Raw genomic sequence first — 15520 nt, forward strand, 5'->3', positions numbered from 1 at the left:
GATATTCAAACAAGAGGAGTGAATTCAATGTCTAACAAGGTGATTGTGCTTTAGGTTCACAGAAGGATATTTGCGTTACAGGGATTCCTTTTGTGGACATTGCAGTGCGGGAAACCGTCCAAACAATGTTTACTGGAGGAGATTATTATTAATTTTAACGAAGCTATTAACAGCAGCAATAAGCATGTATTGGCATTGGTATCCGAGTTGTTTGACCTGGAGGGTTACAACATTCAACTTATTCCGCCTCATGAGGGTGGGCGTAATGTTGTTTACACTTGTGAGCAAGAGGGGCATGAATCGCTAATTCTCAGAGTGTCTTTTTTGCCTGACAGAAGGCGGGAAGATTATATTGCCGAACTGGAGTATGTTCGGTATTTATTTGAGCACGGTGCAAGTGTCTCGAATGTGGTCAACTCGAAAAAGGGCAATCTGCTAGAAGAGGTCACATATGATGAGCATACATTCTTTATCTGTATGTTTGTGAAGGCCAAGGGGAAGTTGCTGGTAGAAAACCATTATCAGTACCGTGAAGGGGTCCCACTTACCGAATACTATTATAATAGCGGTAAAGTTTTGGGGGAAATGCATCAGCTATCCAAAAGCTATGAACCTGTTCATGGCAGGCATCATTTTTTGGACAAATATAATACCGAGCATATCGAGAGGTTGGTCCCTGAATCATTCTCTTTGCTCAGAAGCAAAATGGTGGAACTACTGCAAGCAGTAAAAGAATTGGAGTCGAACCAGGAGACATTGGGCATGATCCATTTCGATTATAATGACGGGAATTATTCGATCGATTTTGATACGGGACAAATCACGGTATATGATTTCGACAATTCCTGTTATGGCTGGTACATGTTTGACCTCGCAGGTATGTGGATCAACGGAGTCGGTTGGGTTCAATTTGAACCTGAAGCGGACAAACGTAAACAGTTCATGGATGAGTATTTCCAAACCGTGCTCGCCGGATACAGATCAGAAACCCAGGTTTCTGATGCGATGCTGGAGAAGCTGCCTTTATTTATTCAAGTCAGCCTTCTGGAGAATATTGTGGATCATTTTGAGGTGGCGCAGCGCGAAGGGAAAGAACCAGAAGAAGATGACGAGGTTCTGCTATATCTCATTAAATGTCTGGAAGAGGATATACCATTTAAGGGATTTTTCCATGATATCTATTCGAGTGAAGCACCCTTTGAATATGAGGAGCGCTGAAGGGTCTAGACCCTAATTAAACCAATAACCAATGATTCTAATGATTCACCAAGGTGGGGAGGCAGCCGGATCGACCGGTTGCCTCTTTGTTTGTTTGCGGTATGTTATTCAAATTTGGAAGGAGGCACGTTGTAGAATTTTTTGAATGCTTTGGAGAACGTAAAGGGATCAGGATATCCCAGAAATCCGGCAATTTGCTGGATCGTATATTTTTTCTCGTACAGATAATCTCTGGCCCGGTTCATTTTGATTTGATTAATGTACTGCCCAGGTGTGATACCGAGAATTTTTTTGAACAAAGAAATAAAATATTTCTCAGAGACGCCAGCAATAACAGCAAGTTCATTCACTCGGATGGCACGATGCAGATTCGCATCCACGTATGGGAAGACATTCTGCAGAACCTCCAGGCTTGCTTCAATTTTCCTCGGTTTTCGGTCTTTCAGAAACTCACCGTGATACAGCCCTTGCCTATGTAATTCCAAAATTTTGGCGATGACGAGAAGTAAAGAGGCTTTCAAGTAAAGCGGACTTCCGGAAGCGCCGTTACTCTGCTTGAATCTTTGATAGGATGAGGTGAACAGCGTTGATTCCTCATGAATCAGATTACCAGGTACAATGCCTGGGAGTTGAAACTCGCCGAGAATTCGCTTTTGCTCAGCGATGCTGAAATCAAAGTGCATGTATATAAATCGGCACAGATCTCCGGTCGTGGAAGCAGTGTAGGGCATATCCGGATAAAAAAACACGACGTCACCAGGGCCTGCCATATGCTCGATTCCATCGATGGTGATCTGGACGTAGCCTGCTGTAATGAACCACAGATCATAATCGGAATGTGACTTGTGCTCAATCCAATGACTGTCATGCGTCTGTTCCAGATAAGAGCTCATGCGAAGCGTGATATACTCCGAAAGCTCGTCGATTATACTCATATTTACAGTCCCTGCATGCATCGAATTCAGCCTATTCCTCTCTACTTTATGACATCCTTCATTTTTCCCTATCATACCAAAGGAATTACTCCTTGTTAACCATCTTACGATATGACATCTTTTGAAAACTATCACACATTCCGATTCCCGCCCACTCACCTATAATGAACTTATATCGTTACGAGGAGGGGTTATAGATGAAGGTTACAAGCACACAGCACCCAAAGGTAGTTGTTATTGGGGCGGGCAGCCTGTTTTTTGGTCGGCAGTCCATCTGGCAGATGGTACACTCCCCATATTTGAATCAGGGAACGCTGGCTTTGGTGGATACGGATGAGGAACGGCTCTCAAAAATGGTAACACTAGCGGAAATGGTCGCCAAGGAGAACAACGTATCCCTAAAGATTGAGGGTTCAGTGGACCGAAGACAGGTACTACCTGGAGCCGACTTCGTTGTGCTCAGCTTTGCGGAGCAATCGGTGAAATATCGGGGCGTCGACTGCCAGATTTCTCTAAAGTATGGGATTCGCATGTGTTCTGGCGATACGATTGGCCCGGGCGGGATCTTTCGTGCGATGCGTGAACTGCCGGTTATTATGGAATGCGCTAAAGACATTGAGGAGTTGTGTCCGGATGCTTGGGTGATCAATTATATTAACCCGTCTACCGTACATGGCATCGCATTACATCGATATGCTCCGAAGCTTAAATCGTTTGCGCTGTGCGATAGTCATCATATGCCCCATAAGAAAGCCTATTATGCCGTACGAGCCGGAATCATCGGAAATACAAGCCAGTTCACTGCAGAAATAGACCAGAAATTCGATTTTCGCATCGCTGGTGTTAATCATTTCACTTGGCTGCTCAAAGCCGAGTATGAAGGAAAAAATGTGATGCCCACAATTGCAGAAGCCATGCGCAAGCTGGCAGGTGAGGAGAATAACGGCGGCGATCGCGGCGCAAAAGCTATTTTTAACGATGCAATTACCTATGAACTATATGATATTTTCGGAATCATTCCCACTTGTACAGCGCATACGAAGGAATACGTTCGGTATTGGCAGGGGCTTGGCAAAACTGAGGACACGATTCCTCCATTATCGATCTGGGAGACAGAGGACAGGTATGAGCGTCATGACGAAATGTGGCGTCAGGTAGATGACTTTCTTACAGGGAACATCCCCATCGCCGATTACATGAGTACTTTTGGGCCGGATCATGCGACCGACATCATTGAGAACATGGTGGGGAACTTGGGCAAAAAATTCTTCATCAATACGCTCAATCAAGACGCTGTAACCAATATGAATGCAGATTCCTTCCTGGAACTCCTATGTGATGTAGATATGGATGGCGCGAAACCACTCCATGTAGGCGAGATGCCGCGTGGAATTAGAGGGATGCAAGAACTTGTACTTGATACGCATGAGCTTACGGTTGAAGCTGTTTTGGAACAAAGCTACGAGAAGCTGAGAAGGGCGATGCTCACCGACCCGCTCGTAAGTTCCATCAGTGACGCGGACAAGATCATCCATGAATTGTTGGAACTGGAGCGTAAGATGATTCCGGACGTTTGGTATAAGGATAGACTGCAGTATAGCTAGAACAGAGAACGATAATAGACCACGTCAGCTCCTCCAAAGGGCTAATGTGGTCTTTGCTCTTTACTATTTTCAAAAAATCCTACTCCACTTTAAACAAGCCAGCATGGTCTTCATAATACGAAGTAATAAAATCACGAAATTCGCTTACAGCAGGAGATAACCATTTTTGTTTGACCCAGGATAGGCTAATAGGATATATCGCTGAATCATCAGCAATTTTTACATAACGTAACCCTAGTGTTCTACATACGGAGATCGGAAGCAACGCAACACCCTGGTTAAGTCTAATAATTTCGAGCAGGGTATGAGAATCGACCTCAAATGCATGATTGGGCAGGAAACCTGCTTTTTCACAGAGCATGGTGGTAAACCGGCTGTACTCCTTATTATCGGCAAGGGAAATAAAGGGCTCATTTGCAACAACACTTAATGAAATGCTTGTTTCTCCGCCGTATGTATGATCCGTGGGCACAACCAGAACAATATCCTCCTCAACCAGGACAAAACTCTCAATCTCCTCATCCTGAATCGGATCCCCCGTAATCCCCAGATGCATGTCGCCTTTCTTCAAACCTGTAATAATTTCACTGCGGGTTCCAATACCCTGATGAAGCTTAGTTTCGGGGGAAGCGTTGATATAGTCACTAATGAGACCTGTGAGGAACCGAGTATTCGTAATTGAGATCCGGATTGTATTGGATATTTGCTGTTCCTCCGCTTTAATCTCCATCTCTGCATTTTCAATTTCAATAAAAATTCTGTTCACATGTTTCAATAAAATTTCACCTGAGGAGTTCAATTGAATGTTTCGTCCTCTCCTATGAAATAGGGGGGTACCCAGTTCATCCTCAAGTCTTTTGATTGTTAAACTTAGGGAAGGTTGAGCGATATTCAATTGTGCAGCTGCCTTGGAGATGTGTTCAGTATAGGCAACGGTCTGAAAGTATTTGAGTTGAAGCAATTCCATACAAGGACACTCCTTATTTATTCTGATAAATATATATAGTACTTATTATGTATTATATTAAATTTAAATATTGATGTAGAATTTTTTTATGAGATACAGTTCAAATTTTAATATAACAAATTCAACTAAATTTATAAGGTAGGTGTCTTTGATGAAAATCGATGTGAATAACATAGCTAAAAATCTGAATACACCCCTAACGGCTCCGGCATACCCAATGCCACCGTACAAATTCGTGAATCGTGAGTACTTGAATATTATTTACCGAACCGATGAAAAAGCTTTACGGGCAGCCGTACCAGAACCTCTCGAAATCACTGAACCTTTGGTTAAATTCGAAGTGATGTGGATGCCGGATGTTTCTGGACTGGGGGCTTATACAGAAGCTGGACAAGTTATCCCTGTGCAATTCAATGGGGAGAAGGGCGATTATGTGCATTCGATGTACGTAGACAATTTCCCCGCGATTGCAAGTGGTCGAGAGCTCACCGCCTATCCGAAAAAGCTGGGAGCGCCTAAGTTGTATACCGATTCAGATACACTAGTTGGCACACTTGATTATGGAACGCTGCGTGTAGCCACGGCAACGATGGGGTATAAACACGTGGAGATGGATAAGGAGCTCGCCAAACGTGAAATATGCCGACCTAATTTTATGATTAAGATTGCTACGGACTATACCGGGAATTTAAGAATATGTGATCTGATCCGTACTCAAATTACGGACATCGAAGTGAAGGAAGCTTGGACAGGACCTGCCCGGCTTCAATTGTTCGAACATGCGTTGGCACCTCTTGCAGATCTGCCTGTGTTGGAAGTGGTGTCCGCTTCTCATATCCTTACCAACCTAACCTTAAACGCTGCACAACCTGTATATAACTACCTGGAAGAGAAATAAGGAGGAAAAATAAAATGAGAATTGCAATTGTAGGCGCGGGATCTTTGGGAACCATTGTAGGCGCATATCTTGCGGATGGCGGACTGGACGTTGAGTTAATTGATGCATATCAGGAACATGTTGAAGCTTTAAATCACACGGGTGCTAAAGTGACGGGTACTACGGAGTTTCAGGCAAAAGTAAAAGCAATTACGCCTGATCAGAAATCAGGCCAATATGGCCTCGTTTTACTTTTGACCAAACAACTCTATAACGATTCGATTCTTCAGGAATTACTTCCATTCTTGAAAGAAGACAGTATGGTGTGTTCCTTGCAGAACGGGATTCCGGAAGAAAAAGTCGCGTCTATTGTTGGTGAAGAACGCGTCATTGCAGGCTCCGTTGAGTTTGGCGCTACGTTTATTAAACCAGGTGTATCAAGTCTCACAACGGAGTACACTCAATTTAAGCAGTATGCTTTTCAGATTGGTGAATTGAATGGTGAGATTACCGAACGAATTCAACGCGTGAAATCGGTGTTGGACCTTGTAGGTGGAACACATATTTCCGATAACCTGGTTGGAACCAAATGGTCCAAATTGCTGATCAACAATGCATTCAGTGGTTTGTCCGCTGCATTGAATGGGGAATATGGGGACATCATCGATCATGAAGCTGGCATTGTGAGTGCAGCTCATATTGCGGACGAGACGATTAAAGTTGCTCGCGCCAATGGGGTCACATTGGTTAAAATGAATGGATTTGATATCGTCTCACTCGAACTGAATAGCGAAGAAGATATCCCTGAACGGGTGAAAACATTACGTTACGTGATGGAACCCTCCAGACTGCTCAAAGCAAGCATGCTTCAAGATCTGGAGAAGAACCGCAAAACGGAAATTGATTTTATTAACGGGGTGGTTTCAAGCAAGGCAGAAGGTACCGGAATTGCGACACCTTATAATGATTTGGTTGTACAACTGGTCAAATCTGCTGAAGAAACTCATACCGTTCCTGATTTTGTCACGAATATAAAAGCTTTTGAAGAACTATTAAGTGCACAATAATAATTCAATTATTTCATCTGAAAGTCGCTAATATAGCGGCTTTTTTGTTGTATCAGTAAATCTAGTCAGGCTTGATTTTGCGACAGATAGAATATTCTTCGTGATTTCCTAAAATTATACAAAAAGGGGGATTGAATTTGATATAATATAGACTTGCTGGTTATTTTTCTATTCGAAGGAGATACATATGAGGAAATCTTGGGGGGAATTCGTCTTTTATTTGGCGGTGTTTTTCTTTGTTTTGTTTATGACCGGGAATGACTATTCACTATTTTGGACAATAGGGGTCGTAAGCGTTACTATTCTTTTCGCATTTATAAAGCATGTTTTTTATCCTTTAGTATTTGATAAGCGTATAGATCGTTTAGAGTCCTTTTTATCCAAGCAGCAAAATACACCTGGGACATACATTATTTATGTTCTTGCGAACAGACTTGATGATGAGGTAGAACTAGTTATGGAGCAAATTATGCAGAAATATAAGCGAAGAACAACACAAGCACAGTTCAAGGCAGCTTACGGATTATATCGCAAGGATATGTTTGCCATTCGGCAAGCTGTACCTTATATCGGCTTATCGGACTACCGTACATATTACGAAAGCATTCTACTCTTGGAAGACGGGAAAAGTGAAGAGGCGCGTGAAAGACTTCAATCCATTAAAAAACAGTGGATGAGATCAACATTGCTCGCGGGTCTTGAACTCAAAGCAGAAAACCGCGATACCGCTATACAGCACGCGCATGAAGCACTTAACTCTTCCAGAGGTGTTAATCGTTATGTTTTATATAAGGAATATGAAAGAGTATTACCAGAAGTTGTTGGCCACATATCGTAAACTCGAGTTAAGGAGGAATGATCAAAAAAAACAGCTTGCTGTATAAGGAATTAATAACCTTTGGATAATAATGACATTGACAACTGCGGAGTTTTCCAAAATAATAGTATGTAATTGAATACTGGTACCTTTAATTCAGTCCAGAGAGGCTGGCAAGGGCAGCGGATTTCATAATCACGCGAGAATCAGGGCATATTCCGTAATAGGATGCGATGCGCTGTGTCTTCGCGCGGATTATGATGCAAAAAGAGGCTACTTGTCAGTTTATAACTTGACGAGTAGCCTCTTTTTTCTGCTTTTTTTGGTATCAGATACACTTTATGTTGGGGGTATTCTGATGAGCAAACAAGATCAAGAGTTTTCATGGCAAGCCGTGCCGAAATCGCAAAGAAACCAATTTTGGAAAACATTATCCGTCATGCTGGGTTTCACTTTCTTCTCTGCAAGCATGCTGGCAGGAGGCACCTTGGGCGTCAGCTTGACGTTCATGGAGTTCATTGGCATCGTACTTGCAGGCAATCTGGTGCTCGGTATCTACACAGGGGCACTGGCACATATCGCCGCCAAAACGGGTCTGTCCACACATTTGCTCGCTAAATATGCGTTCGGTGCGAAAGGGTCGTATCTGCCTTCGTTCCTGCTAGGCTTCACACAGGTCGGATGGTTCGGAGTGGGGGTAGCGATGTTCGCGATTCCGGTCGCCAAAGCCATGGACTGGAACGTGTACCTGCTAATCATCGTGTTCGGACTTGCCATGACAGCATCAGCCATCTTTGGCATGAAGTCACTCGTCATTCTCGGATATATCGCGGTTCCTGCGATTGCCATTCTCGGTGGTTATTCCATGTTCGAAGGTGCAGGTTCGCTGGGTGGTCTGCAAGGGTTGCTAGATTACACGCCGACTCAGTCGCTTACCGCGGCGGCGGCATTAACGATCTGTATCGGATCATTCATCAGCGGTGGAACGCTGACACCCGATTTTGCCCGCTTTTCCCGAACATCGAAACAGGCAGTTACCGCAACAGTGATTGCATTTTTCCTGGGTAACTCACTCATGTTTCTGTTCGGTGCGGTTGGTGCGATGGCTTATAACCTGGCTGATATCTCGGAGGTCATGTTCCTGCAAGGATTGATCATCCCGGCAATTATTGTTCTGGGCCTGAATATCTGGACGACCAACGATAATGCACTGTACGCTTCGGGTCTTGGTTTTGCGAACATCACCAAAATCTCAAAGAAATTCTTCGTCATTGTAAACGGCATCGTGGGTACCGTATTCGCCATGTGGATGTACAACAACTTCGTCAGTTTCCTGAACGTACTGGGTGCGGCGGTACCATCCATCGGGGCTATTATTATCGCAGATTACTTCATTGTGAAACGTAGAAACTATAAGCCATTTGCCGACATGTCATTCAAAAATGTAAACTGGGTAGCGATGGTGGCTTGGGCCATCGGCGTGGCATTTGCCCAACTGGCTCCTGGCGTAACACCATTGAACGCACTGCTTGGTACAGCGGTGGCCTATATCGTTTTGATGCTGATTATTCCTGCCAAAGAAACCAAAGAAATGGGGAAAATAAATGATTATACAGAACGCAAAATTGCGGGGTAAAGAAGGACTATGGAATATCGTTGTGAAAGACGGAAAGTTTGAACGAATTGCACAATCGCTGGAAGTGACCGAGAATGAAGAGATCCTGGATGTCAACGGATCGCTTGTGCTGCCCCCTTTCATTGAGCCGCATATCCATCTCGATACAACGCTCACAGCAGGTGAGCCGGAATGGAATCTAAGCGGAACGCTGTTCGAAGGCATCCAACGCTGGTCAGAGCGCAAGGCTTTCTTGACACATGAAGATGTCAAAACACGGTCTAAAACGGCACTGAAATGGCAGTTGGCACAAGGTATCCAGCATGTACGGACTCATGTGGACGTTACCGATCCAAGCTTGATCGCCGTTAAAGCGATGCTTGAAGTAAAAGAAGAAATGGCTCCATATATGGACATCCAGCTTGTTGCTTTCCCACAGGAAGGCATTCACTCTTATCCAAACGGGGCAGAATTGCTGGAAGAGTCACTGAAAATGGGCGTTGACGTGGTCGGCGGCATTCCACACTTCGAATTCACACGGGAATACGGCGTTGATTCAATGAAAGTTGCGTTTGATCTGGCCGAAAAATACGACCGTCTGATCGACATCCATTGTGATGAAATCGATGACGAGCAATCCCGTTTTGTTGAAGTTGTTGCCAAGGAAGCTTATGAACGTGGACTGGGTTCACGTACAACGGCAAGTCATACAACCGCGATGGGGTCATATAATGATGCTTATACGTACAAATTGTTCCGTTTGCTTAAGATGGCTGATCTGAACTTTGTCTCCAATCCGCTGGTCAACATTCACCTGCAAGGACGCTTCGACACGTATCCGAAGAGAAGAGGGCTGACGCGTGTCAAAGAGTTGCAGGAAGCAGGTCTGAATGTGTGCTTTGGTCACGATGACATCTTCGATCCATGGTATCCGCTCGGTACTGGCAACATGCTGCAAGTACTGCACATGGGGATTCATGCTTCGCAGTTGCTTGGTTACGATCAGATTGTGAATTCAATTGACCTCATTACGAAAAACAGCGCAAGAACGTTACACATTGAGGATGTATACGGTATTGAAGAAGGTAAACCCGCTAACTTCATCGTACTTGAAGCAGAGAACGAGTATGAGGCTGTTCGCAAACAAGCCGGCGTACTTTATTCCTACAGAGGCGGCCGTAAAGTTGCGGAATCGAAGCCGCGGGACACATCCATCATTTTTGAAGGCGGTACAGAAAAAGTTACTTTTAATAAATAATGAAGAAAATATACTCCCATTAAAAGTCGCTATTTTGGCGGCTTTTTTTGCTTTTTGGTACTGTCTACATACAATAAGAACCAAACATTCAGCCTGCCTTAAGGGCTTCACTAGTTGCCTGCTTCCCGCCTTTTTTACGAACAAAACTAATGATCAGCAGTAGCAGTGGTAACAAGCCAAATAAAAAAATGGATATATTGCCAAGAAAATCACCCAAAGCTAACGTTTCCTCCAGGTTTTTAGGCAAGTAAGCAATTACATACAAGACTGGCAACATCGCGAATTGTATGCTCGTAATATTTTTGAGACGAAACAAATCTCGGATCCCGATTGCCGCAAAATAGTGTTTGAACGCATAGGTTGCAAAGATTTGCATCAGCCAAAACACAATGAACAGTGATTCATAACGTTCGAATAGAAACCCCTCAATTTCAAAACTCCGAACCATGTCGAACGTTGGCCACATTCGTGTTTGAATTCCTGGCAAGGATAAATTCCCCACCACGGTGACAATCGTGACCAAATATATGATCGTACAACTAAGTATGCTGTATATAGCAGCTTTATTGCTCGCTTTCACGTCCACCATGTAAGCTGTGATGATGAGTAAAACTTCATATCCGGAATAGGATAGACACGAAGGTTTAAGACCCTTCAACACAGGCATGAATCCATCGCCCAGGAGTGGTCTGAGGTTATTAAGTTCAAACATCTTGGTACTTAAAAGGAAAACCAGCGCTAGCAATACAAGCGTAACGGGCAACACGATTGAAAAGACCCGGATGATGACCTTAAGACCACCCGTTAACATATAAATCCCAATCCACAAACTGACCATAATGGTGACCCAAGTAGGCGTGCGCTCAAGGATGTACATACTTGTAATTTCGGCCATGACTCTAACTTCGAATGAACAAAGAACAACAAAATACACGATAATTAAAAGTCCCAATAGATAAGCAATCCACTGACCTGTAATTTCGGGTATAAATTCGAATACCGTTTTACCGGGGAATCTACGACACAAGGTTACAAGGAGGATGCTGATTGTGGTTACAATTAATCCTGATAAAATGACAGAAATCCATACATCAGGTGTCCCTACTGCTTTACTAATTGTGCGAGGGAGTGTTAAAATTCCAGCTCCGAGTATGGAATTGATAACTACAATAATAACCTCGGAGGTATTAATATTAGATGTGGATTGCTTCATTGGCCTTCGCTCCAAACCGGAGAATATATTTCTAGGTAGTATCGCCCAACGCAGTTGTTTTATGTAAAATATGCTGTACTGATATAATGTAGAGATATCCAATAATGAATTGAAGATGAGGATGCAGGTTATGCCAAAGAACGATAATATGTTAGCCATTCTATGGATGCTGAATTCAGGCACCAAAGTAACTGCAAAACAGATGTCCGAAAAGTTAGAAATCAATATAAGAACCGTATATCGATATATTGATGCATTATGTGCCAGTGGAGTACCGATTATTTCCGATACAGGTCACAACGGCGGGTATAGCTTGCTGAATCAGCATATCAAAGCACCTCTGTTATTTGATATTGATGAAAAAAAGGCACTTCTCCAAGCTGCTGTGTTTGCAAAAGAAGCTGGATATCCTTTGAGTGAGGCATTGGACAATGCAACATCCAAATTGAAAATGTATTCAAATCAGCATCAGGAAAACACACTTCGTCGTCATTTAGCTGGATTTAACGTTATCAATCGTATGGGAGATCCATCCGTTCAGCCGATCTTGGCGGAATTGGAGCAAGCAGTGGCTAATGACTGCTCTGTCGAAATTGATTATCGCAGAAGCCGTGATGAACAACCCAAGAATAGAGTAATAGACCCGTATGGAATGGTTTACTGGAATAATAAATGGTATACCATTGCGTTTTGCCACCTGAGAAATGAATTCCGCAGCTTTCGGGCAGATCGTATTCTACGAATGAAGCCTACTTCGCTGCGCTTTAAGCGTTCGGAAGTTTTTTCAGCCCGTGAATTATTTATGCAAAATTTGTTACCTGATGTAGTGGGCAAAGAGGGGTTAATTTCCTTGGTTATCGAAGGCCGATCAGAGGCATTGGATGACTTGGGGCTGCATTGGTTTATGGGACATTATCTGAAAGAGCGGACTTCTAATCAAGCCATCTTTTTATTTGATGAAAAATCGATTGATACATACGTCCCCTATTTTCTCCTCTCCTATGGGAAATCCATTCAAGTCATCGAACCACAGCGTGTGAAGGACAGACTTGTTGCTGTTGTATCCGAGTTAATGGAATACTATCAACTCTAACAACTTCACTGACAGTATTTGAACTCATCGGATTTTGATCTGTGAACTTGATAAAAAAGTTGCGAAGCTTTGCTGCTTTGGATATGATTATCTAATGTTCAATCAAAAAAATACTTATGTAATCAATTAGTGATAAAAGATAGTGAGGTAGAAAAAATGATCGCAAGAACAGAAGAAGATTTTAATGGCTTGAAGGAAATTGGCAAAATTGTTGCTGCTATTAGAGATGAATTGGTTCAAAGAACTATCCCAGGCATAACCACTAAAGAACTTGATGATTTGGCAGGAGAGCTTTTTGAGAAAGCTGGCGCAGTTTCTGCTCCAAAAAGTGAATATAATTTCCCGGGATTTACTTGTATTAGTGTTAATGAAGAAGTGGCACATGGTATTCCTGGAGATCGGGTTATTCAAGAAGGGGACATCGTCAATATTGATGTGTCTGGTTCCAAGAACAGTTATTTTGCAGATACGGGAATCTCGTTTGTCGTAGGCGAAGGTGCAGAAGTATTAACGAAAATATGCGACGTTGTTAAACTGGCATTTGAAGCAGGTCTTAAAAAAGCAAAACCGGGCTCCAAAAAAAGCGGAATCGGAAAAGCCGTATTCCAAACTGCCAGACAGCATGAATTAACGGTTATCAAAAACCTTACAGGACATGGTGTTGGACGTGGAATACACGAAGCACCTGACCACATCTACAATTATAATGATCCATCGGATGATGAATTGTTAAAAGAAGGTATGGTTATCGCATTCGAGCCATTTATCTCAACTTCAGAAGAAGAAGTAGAACAAACAGGAGATGGCTGGACCTTTGTTACTAAAAACAGCTATGTAGCTCAAATAGAACATACCATTATTCTTACTAAAAATGGTCCGATTATTGTCACTATTTAAGGTGTTCAAACTGAAAGTCGCTAAATTTAGCGACTTTTTTTGTTTTTGTTGTATTGGTACGTTAAAGTAAATCACAATTTAAATGTTCACTTATTAATTTATGTTGAAATTATGGAAGGATTTAACGTATATTTAGATCTGATCTTTATGTTATAGACAGAGGTGATTGATTGAGCACATCAACAAAGCGCGTTCAAGTCATTGATGGACTGCGTGGATTCAGTCTGGCCGGCATTGTGCTGGCGAATATGCTGGCTTTCCAATATGGAATGTATGGCCAGAGCAAACCCCAACTGTTCGGGATTGGCGGAGCAGATCAGGCTTTCCTCTCGTTCCTGCTGATCACTGTGGTGGGCAGTTTTATGCCGATTTTTGCATTTATGTTTGGCTTTGGAATGGTTAAGCTCTCGGAAAGCCTAAAATCACGAGATTTACGACCAAAATGTCATCTGGCACGCCGTTTTCTACTACTGTTTGGAATCGGATTACTGCACATCATCTATCTGTGGGAAGGGGATATCTTGACGTTTTATGGCGTACTCGGTTTCTTCCTGCTCATGTTCCTTAATCGGAAGCCTATAACGCTGCTTATTTGGGCGGTACTGCTACTCGTGGGAGCGGGCATACTTGGTCTCCCGGCATCTAATCCGATGAACCCGCTGGCGATTGAGTCCATTCATATGGAGAACTACATCATTCAAAGTCAGGATGTTTACGGCAACGGCACATACGCGGAAATCAGGAATTTCAGTAATAACGGCGATCCATTCGGCGGGGATTTGGAGCTGTCATATGCCTTGATAGCCCTGATGTTAGCACCACTCATGACGGTGCCGATGTTCCTGTTCGGCATGCGCGCTGCCAGAATCGGCACGTTTAGCGATCCGCAAGCGATGCGGACTATGTATCTTCGCCGGGCATCATTATTGATTCCAGTTGGTTTGATACTCAAAGCATACGGCGTATTGGCGCCACAATTGGGTGCGGAAGGTTGGCTCGGAATTGGAATCGGGGGGACGCTTGGAGGAACGTTGCTTGCACTCGGATACATTTATGCATTTGCACTGTTGTATGCGGGAAGTCGCCATTCCAGCCTGTTGGGCAGGTTCGAGGCGGTTGGCCGTCTCTCGTTGACGAATTACCTGATGCAGAGCGTAGTCTGTACGACAATTTTCTATGGATATGGCCTGGGACTGTTTGGAAGTGCTGGCGTGTTTATCGGAGCAATTATTGCACTTGCTGTGTACGGTATTCAATTGTGGCTCAGTCCGCTATATCTCAAGAAATTTAGCAATGGTCCTGTCGAGTACCTGCTACGGATTTGGACATATCTGTCCTGGAAAGGGCAGCCAAGAAAGAAGAAAAGAACGAATTTAACTACGAATGAAAACGCGCCTGGTGTTCAGTAAGCATAAAGTGTTATCGTGAAACGCAAAAAGAAGCTCGTTCTGTTAAAGAAAGGGCTTCTTTTTTTGTAAGATACTAATTTGTAACAGATAAGATACGCCAGTCGGATCCTTCCTTTTTCATAAAGTACAGCTTATCTGTTTCGTCTGCTAATAAGGGGAATCACTGAAATATACATTTTGTTGCTTCACAAAAACCTCAATAACACCATCTGGAAGCAAGTTAAACCACGGATCATCGATGTAGTGAAACTTGTTAATTCCCGCTTCCTTAAGGGCAGCTGTAATTTCTTCTTTACTGGAATAGGTGACAAGTTGCGGTTCAGGTAACTAATTAGGTAAGGGCTTCGAGTCCGAAATTAAAATACTGCCAATATAGGAACTTTCAATTGTAATAAGTATATCAAAATGTATATTTTAGATAATAAGAGTCTCAAATAGCTCGAAGTTCTGTATACAAAAATAAATTCGGTACTTATTTTATTAATGGGGACGGACAGTTAAGTTTAGCCGATACAGATGTTTTTTGTATGCTTTTTTTGACGAGAACATA

General features: G+C 43.0%; 13 protein-coding genes. 10 read left to right on the forward strand and 3 right to left on the reverse strand.

The window, feature by feature from the left end; all coding sequences use genetic code 11:
• The first annotated feature begins 90 nt into the window (after window positions 1-90).
• Window positions 91-1218: a phosphotransferase enzyme family protein gene (locus tag F0220_RS15310; RefSeq protein WP_223199689.1), complete on the forward strand. Its 1128-nt coding sequence runs from the start codon at window positions 91-93 to the stop codon at window positions 1216-1218.
• A 104-nt stretch (window positions 1219-1322) separates the two neighbouring features.
• Here the strand turns inward: F0220_RS15310 and F0220_RS15315 are convergent, their stop codons facing one another.
• Window positions 1323-2174 (reverse strand): helix-turn-helix transcriptional regulator, encoded by an 852-nt coding sequence (locus F0220_RS15315; protein WP_105599142.1) that lies wholly within the window; start codon window positions 2172-2174, stop codon window positions 1323-1325.
• Window positions 2175-2350: 176 nt separating this feature from the next.
• On the opposite strand from F0220_RS15315, the gene F0220_RS15320 reads away from it, so the two are divergent.
• Window positions 2351-3757 (forward strand): family 4 glycosyl hydrolase, encoded by a 1407-nt coding sequence (locus F0220_RS15320; RefSeq protein ID WP_105598766.1) that lies wholly within the window; start codon window positions 2351-2353, stop codon window positions 3755-3757.
• A 79-nt stretch (window positions 3758-3836) separates the two neighbouring features.
• Here the strand turns inward: F0220_RS15320 and F0220_RS15325 are convergent, their stop codons facing one another.
• Complete coding sequence (locus F0220_RS15325; RefSeq protein WP_105598767.1) at window positions 3837-4724, reverse strand: LysR family transcriptional regulator; 888 nt, start codon at window positions 4722-4724, stop codon at window positions 3837-3839.
• 151 nt (window positions 4725-4875) lie between these two features.
• Here F0220_RS15325 and F0220_RS15330 point away from each other — a divergent pair, with 151 nt between their 5' ends.
• The 5 genes from F0220_RS15330 to F0220_RS15350 all read left to right on the forward strand — a co-directional run bounded on the left by F0220_RS15330 (window position 4876) and on the right by F0220_RS15350 (window position 10358).
• Window positions 4876-5622 carry an acetoacetate decarboxylase gene (locus tag F0220_RS15330; protein ID WP_091019021.1) on the forward strand — a complete coding sequence of 249 codons (747 nt, stop codon included), beginning with the start codon at window positions 4876-4878 and terminating at the stop codon, window positions 5620-5622.
• A 14-nt stretch (window positions 5623-5636) separates the two neighbouring features.
• Window positions 5637-6668 (forward strand): ketopantoate reductase family protein, encoded by a 1032-nt coding sequence (locus F0220_RS15335; protein ID WP_105598768.1) that lies wholly within the window; start codon window positions 5637-5639, stop codon window positions 6666-6668.
• A 187-nt stretch (window positions 6669-6855) separates the two neighbouring features.
• On the forward strand, window positions 6856-7506 hold the full coding sequence (locus tag F0220_RS15340; RefSeq protein ID WP_105598769.1) for a hypothetical protein: 651 nt from the start codon (window positions 6856-6858) through the stop codon (window positions 7504-7506).
• 337 nt (window positions 7507-7843) lie between these two features.
• Window positions 7844-9121, forward strand: coding sequence for a cytosine permease (codB, locus tag F0220_RS15345; RefSeq protein ID WP_105598770.1), 1278 nt, complete (start codon window positions 7844-7846; stop codon window positions 9119-9121).
• Window positions 9090-10358 (forward strand): cytosine deaminase, encoded by a 1269-nt coding sequence (locus tag F0220_RS15350; protein WP_105598771.1) that lies wholly within the window; start codon window positions 9090-9092, stop codon window positions 10356-10358. The genes codB and F0220_RS15350 overlap by 32 nt, the downstream gene beginning before the upstream one ends.
• A gap of 88 nt (window positions 10359-10446) precedes the next feature.
• Here F0220_RS15350 and F0220_RS15355 read toward each other — a convergent pair whose 3' ends face one another.
• A complete protein-coding gene (locus tag F0220_RS15355) occupies window positions 10447-11571 on the reverse strand; it encodes a GerAB/ArcD/ProY family transporter (RefSeq protein ID WP_105598772.1) in 1125 nt (374 codons plus the stop codon).
• A gap of 130 nt (window positions 11572-11701) precedes the next feature.
• Here F0220_RS15355 and F0220_RS15360 point away from each other — a divergent pair, with 130 nt between their 5' ends.
• From F0220_RS15360 to F0220_RS15370, 3 genes are all read left to right on the forward strand, one after another.
• A complete protein-coding gene (locus F0220_RS15360) occupies window positions 11702-12664 on the forward strand; it encodes a helix-turn-helix transcriptional regulator (RefSeq protein ID WP_105598773.1) in 963 nt (320 codons plus the stop codon).
• Between the two features lie 156 nt (window positions 12665-12820).
• Window positions 12821-13561: a type I methionyl aminopeptidase gene (map, locus tag F0220_RS15365; protein ID WP_091019006.1), complete on the forward strand. Its 741-nt coding sequence runs from the start codon at window positions 12821-12823 to the stop codon at window positions 13559-13561.
• A gap of 170 nt (window positions 13562-13731) precedes the next feature.
• Entirely contained in the window at window positions 13732-14970 is a 1239-nt protein-coding gene (locus F0220_RS15370; protein WP_105598774.1) for a DUF418 domain-containing protein, read from the forward strand.
• The last annotated feature ends 550 nt before the right edge of the window (window positions 14971-15520 follow it).

Origin of the sequence: Paenibacillus sp. 37, assembly GCF_008386395.1 — a bacterium.
GTDB classification, from domain to species: domain Bacteria; phylum Bacillota; class Bacilli; order Paenibacillales; family Paenibacillaceae; genus Paenibacillus; species Paenibacillus amylolyticus_B.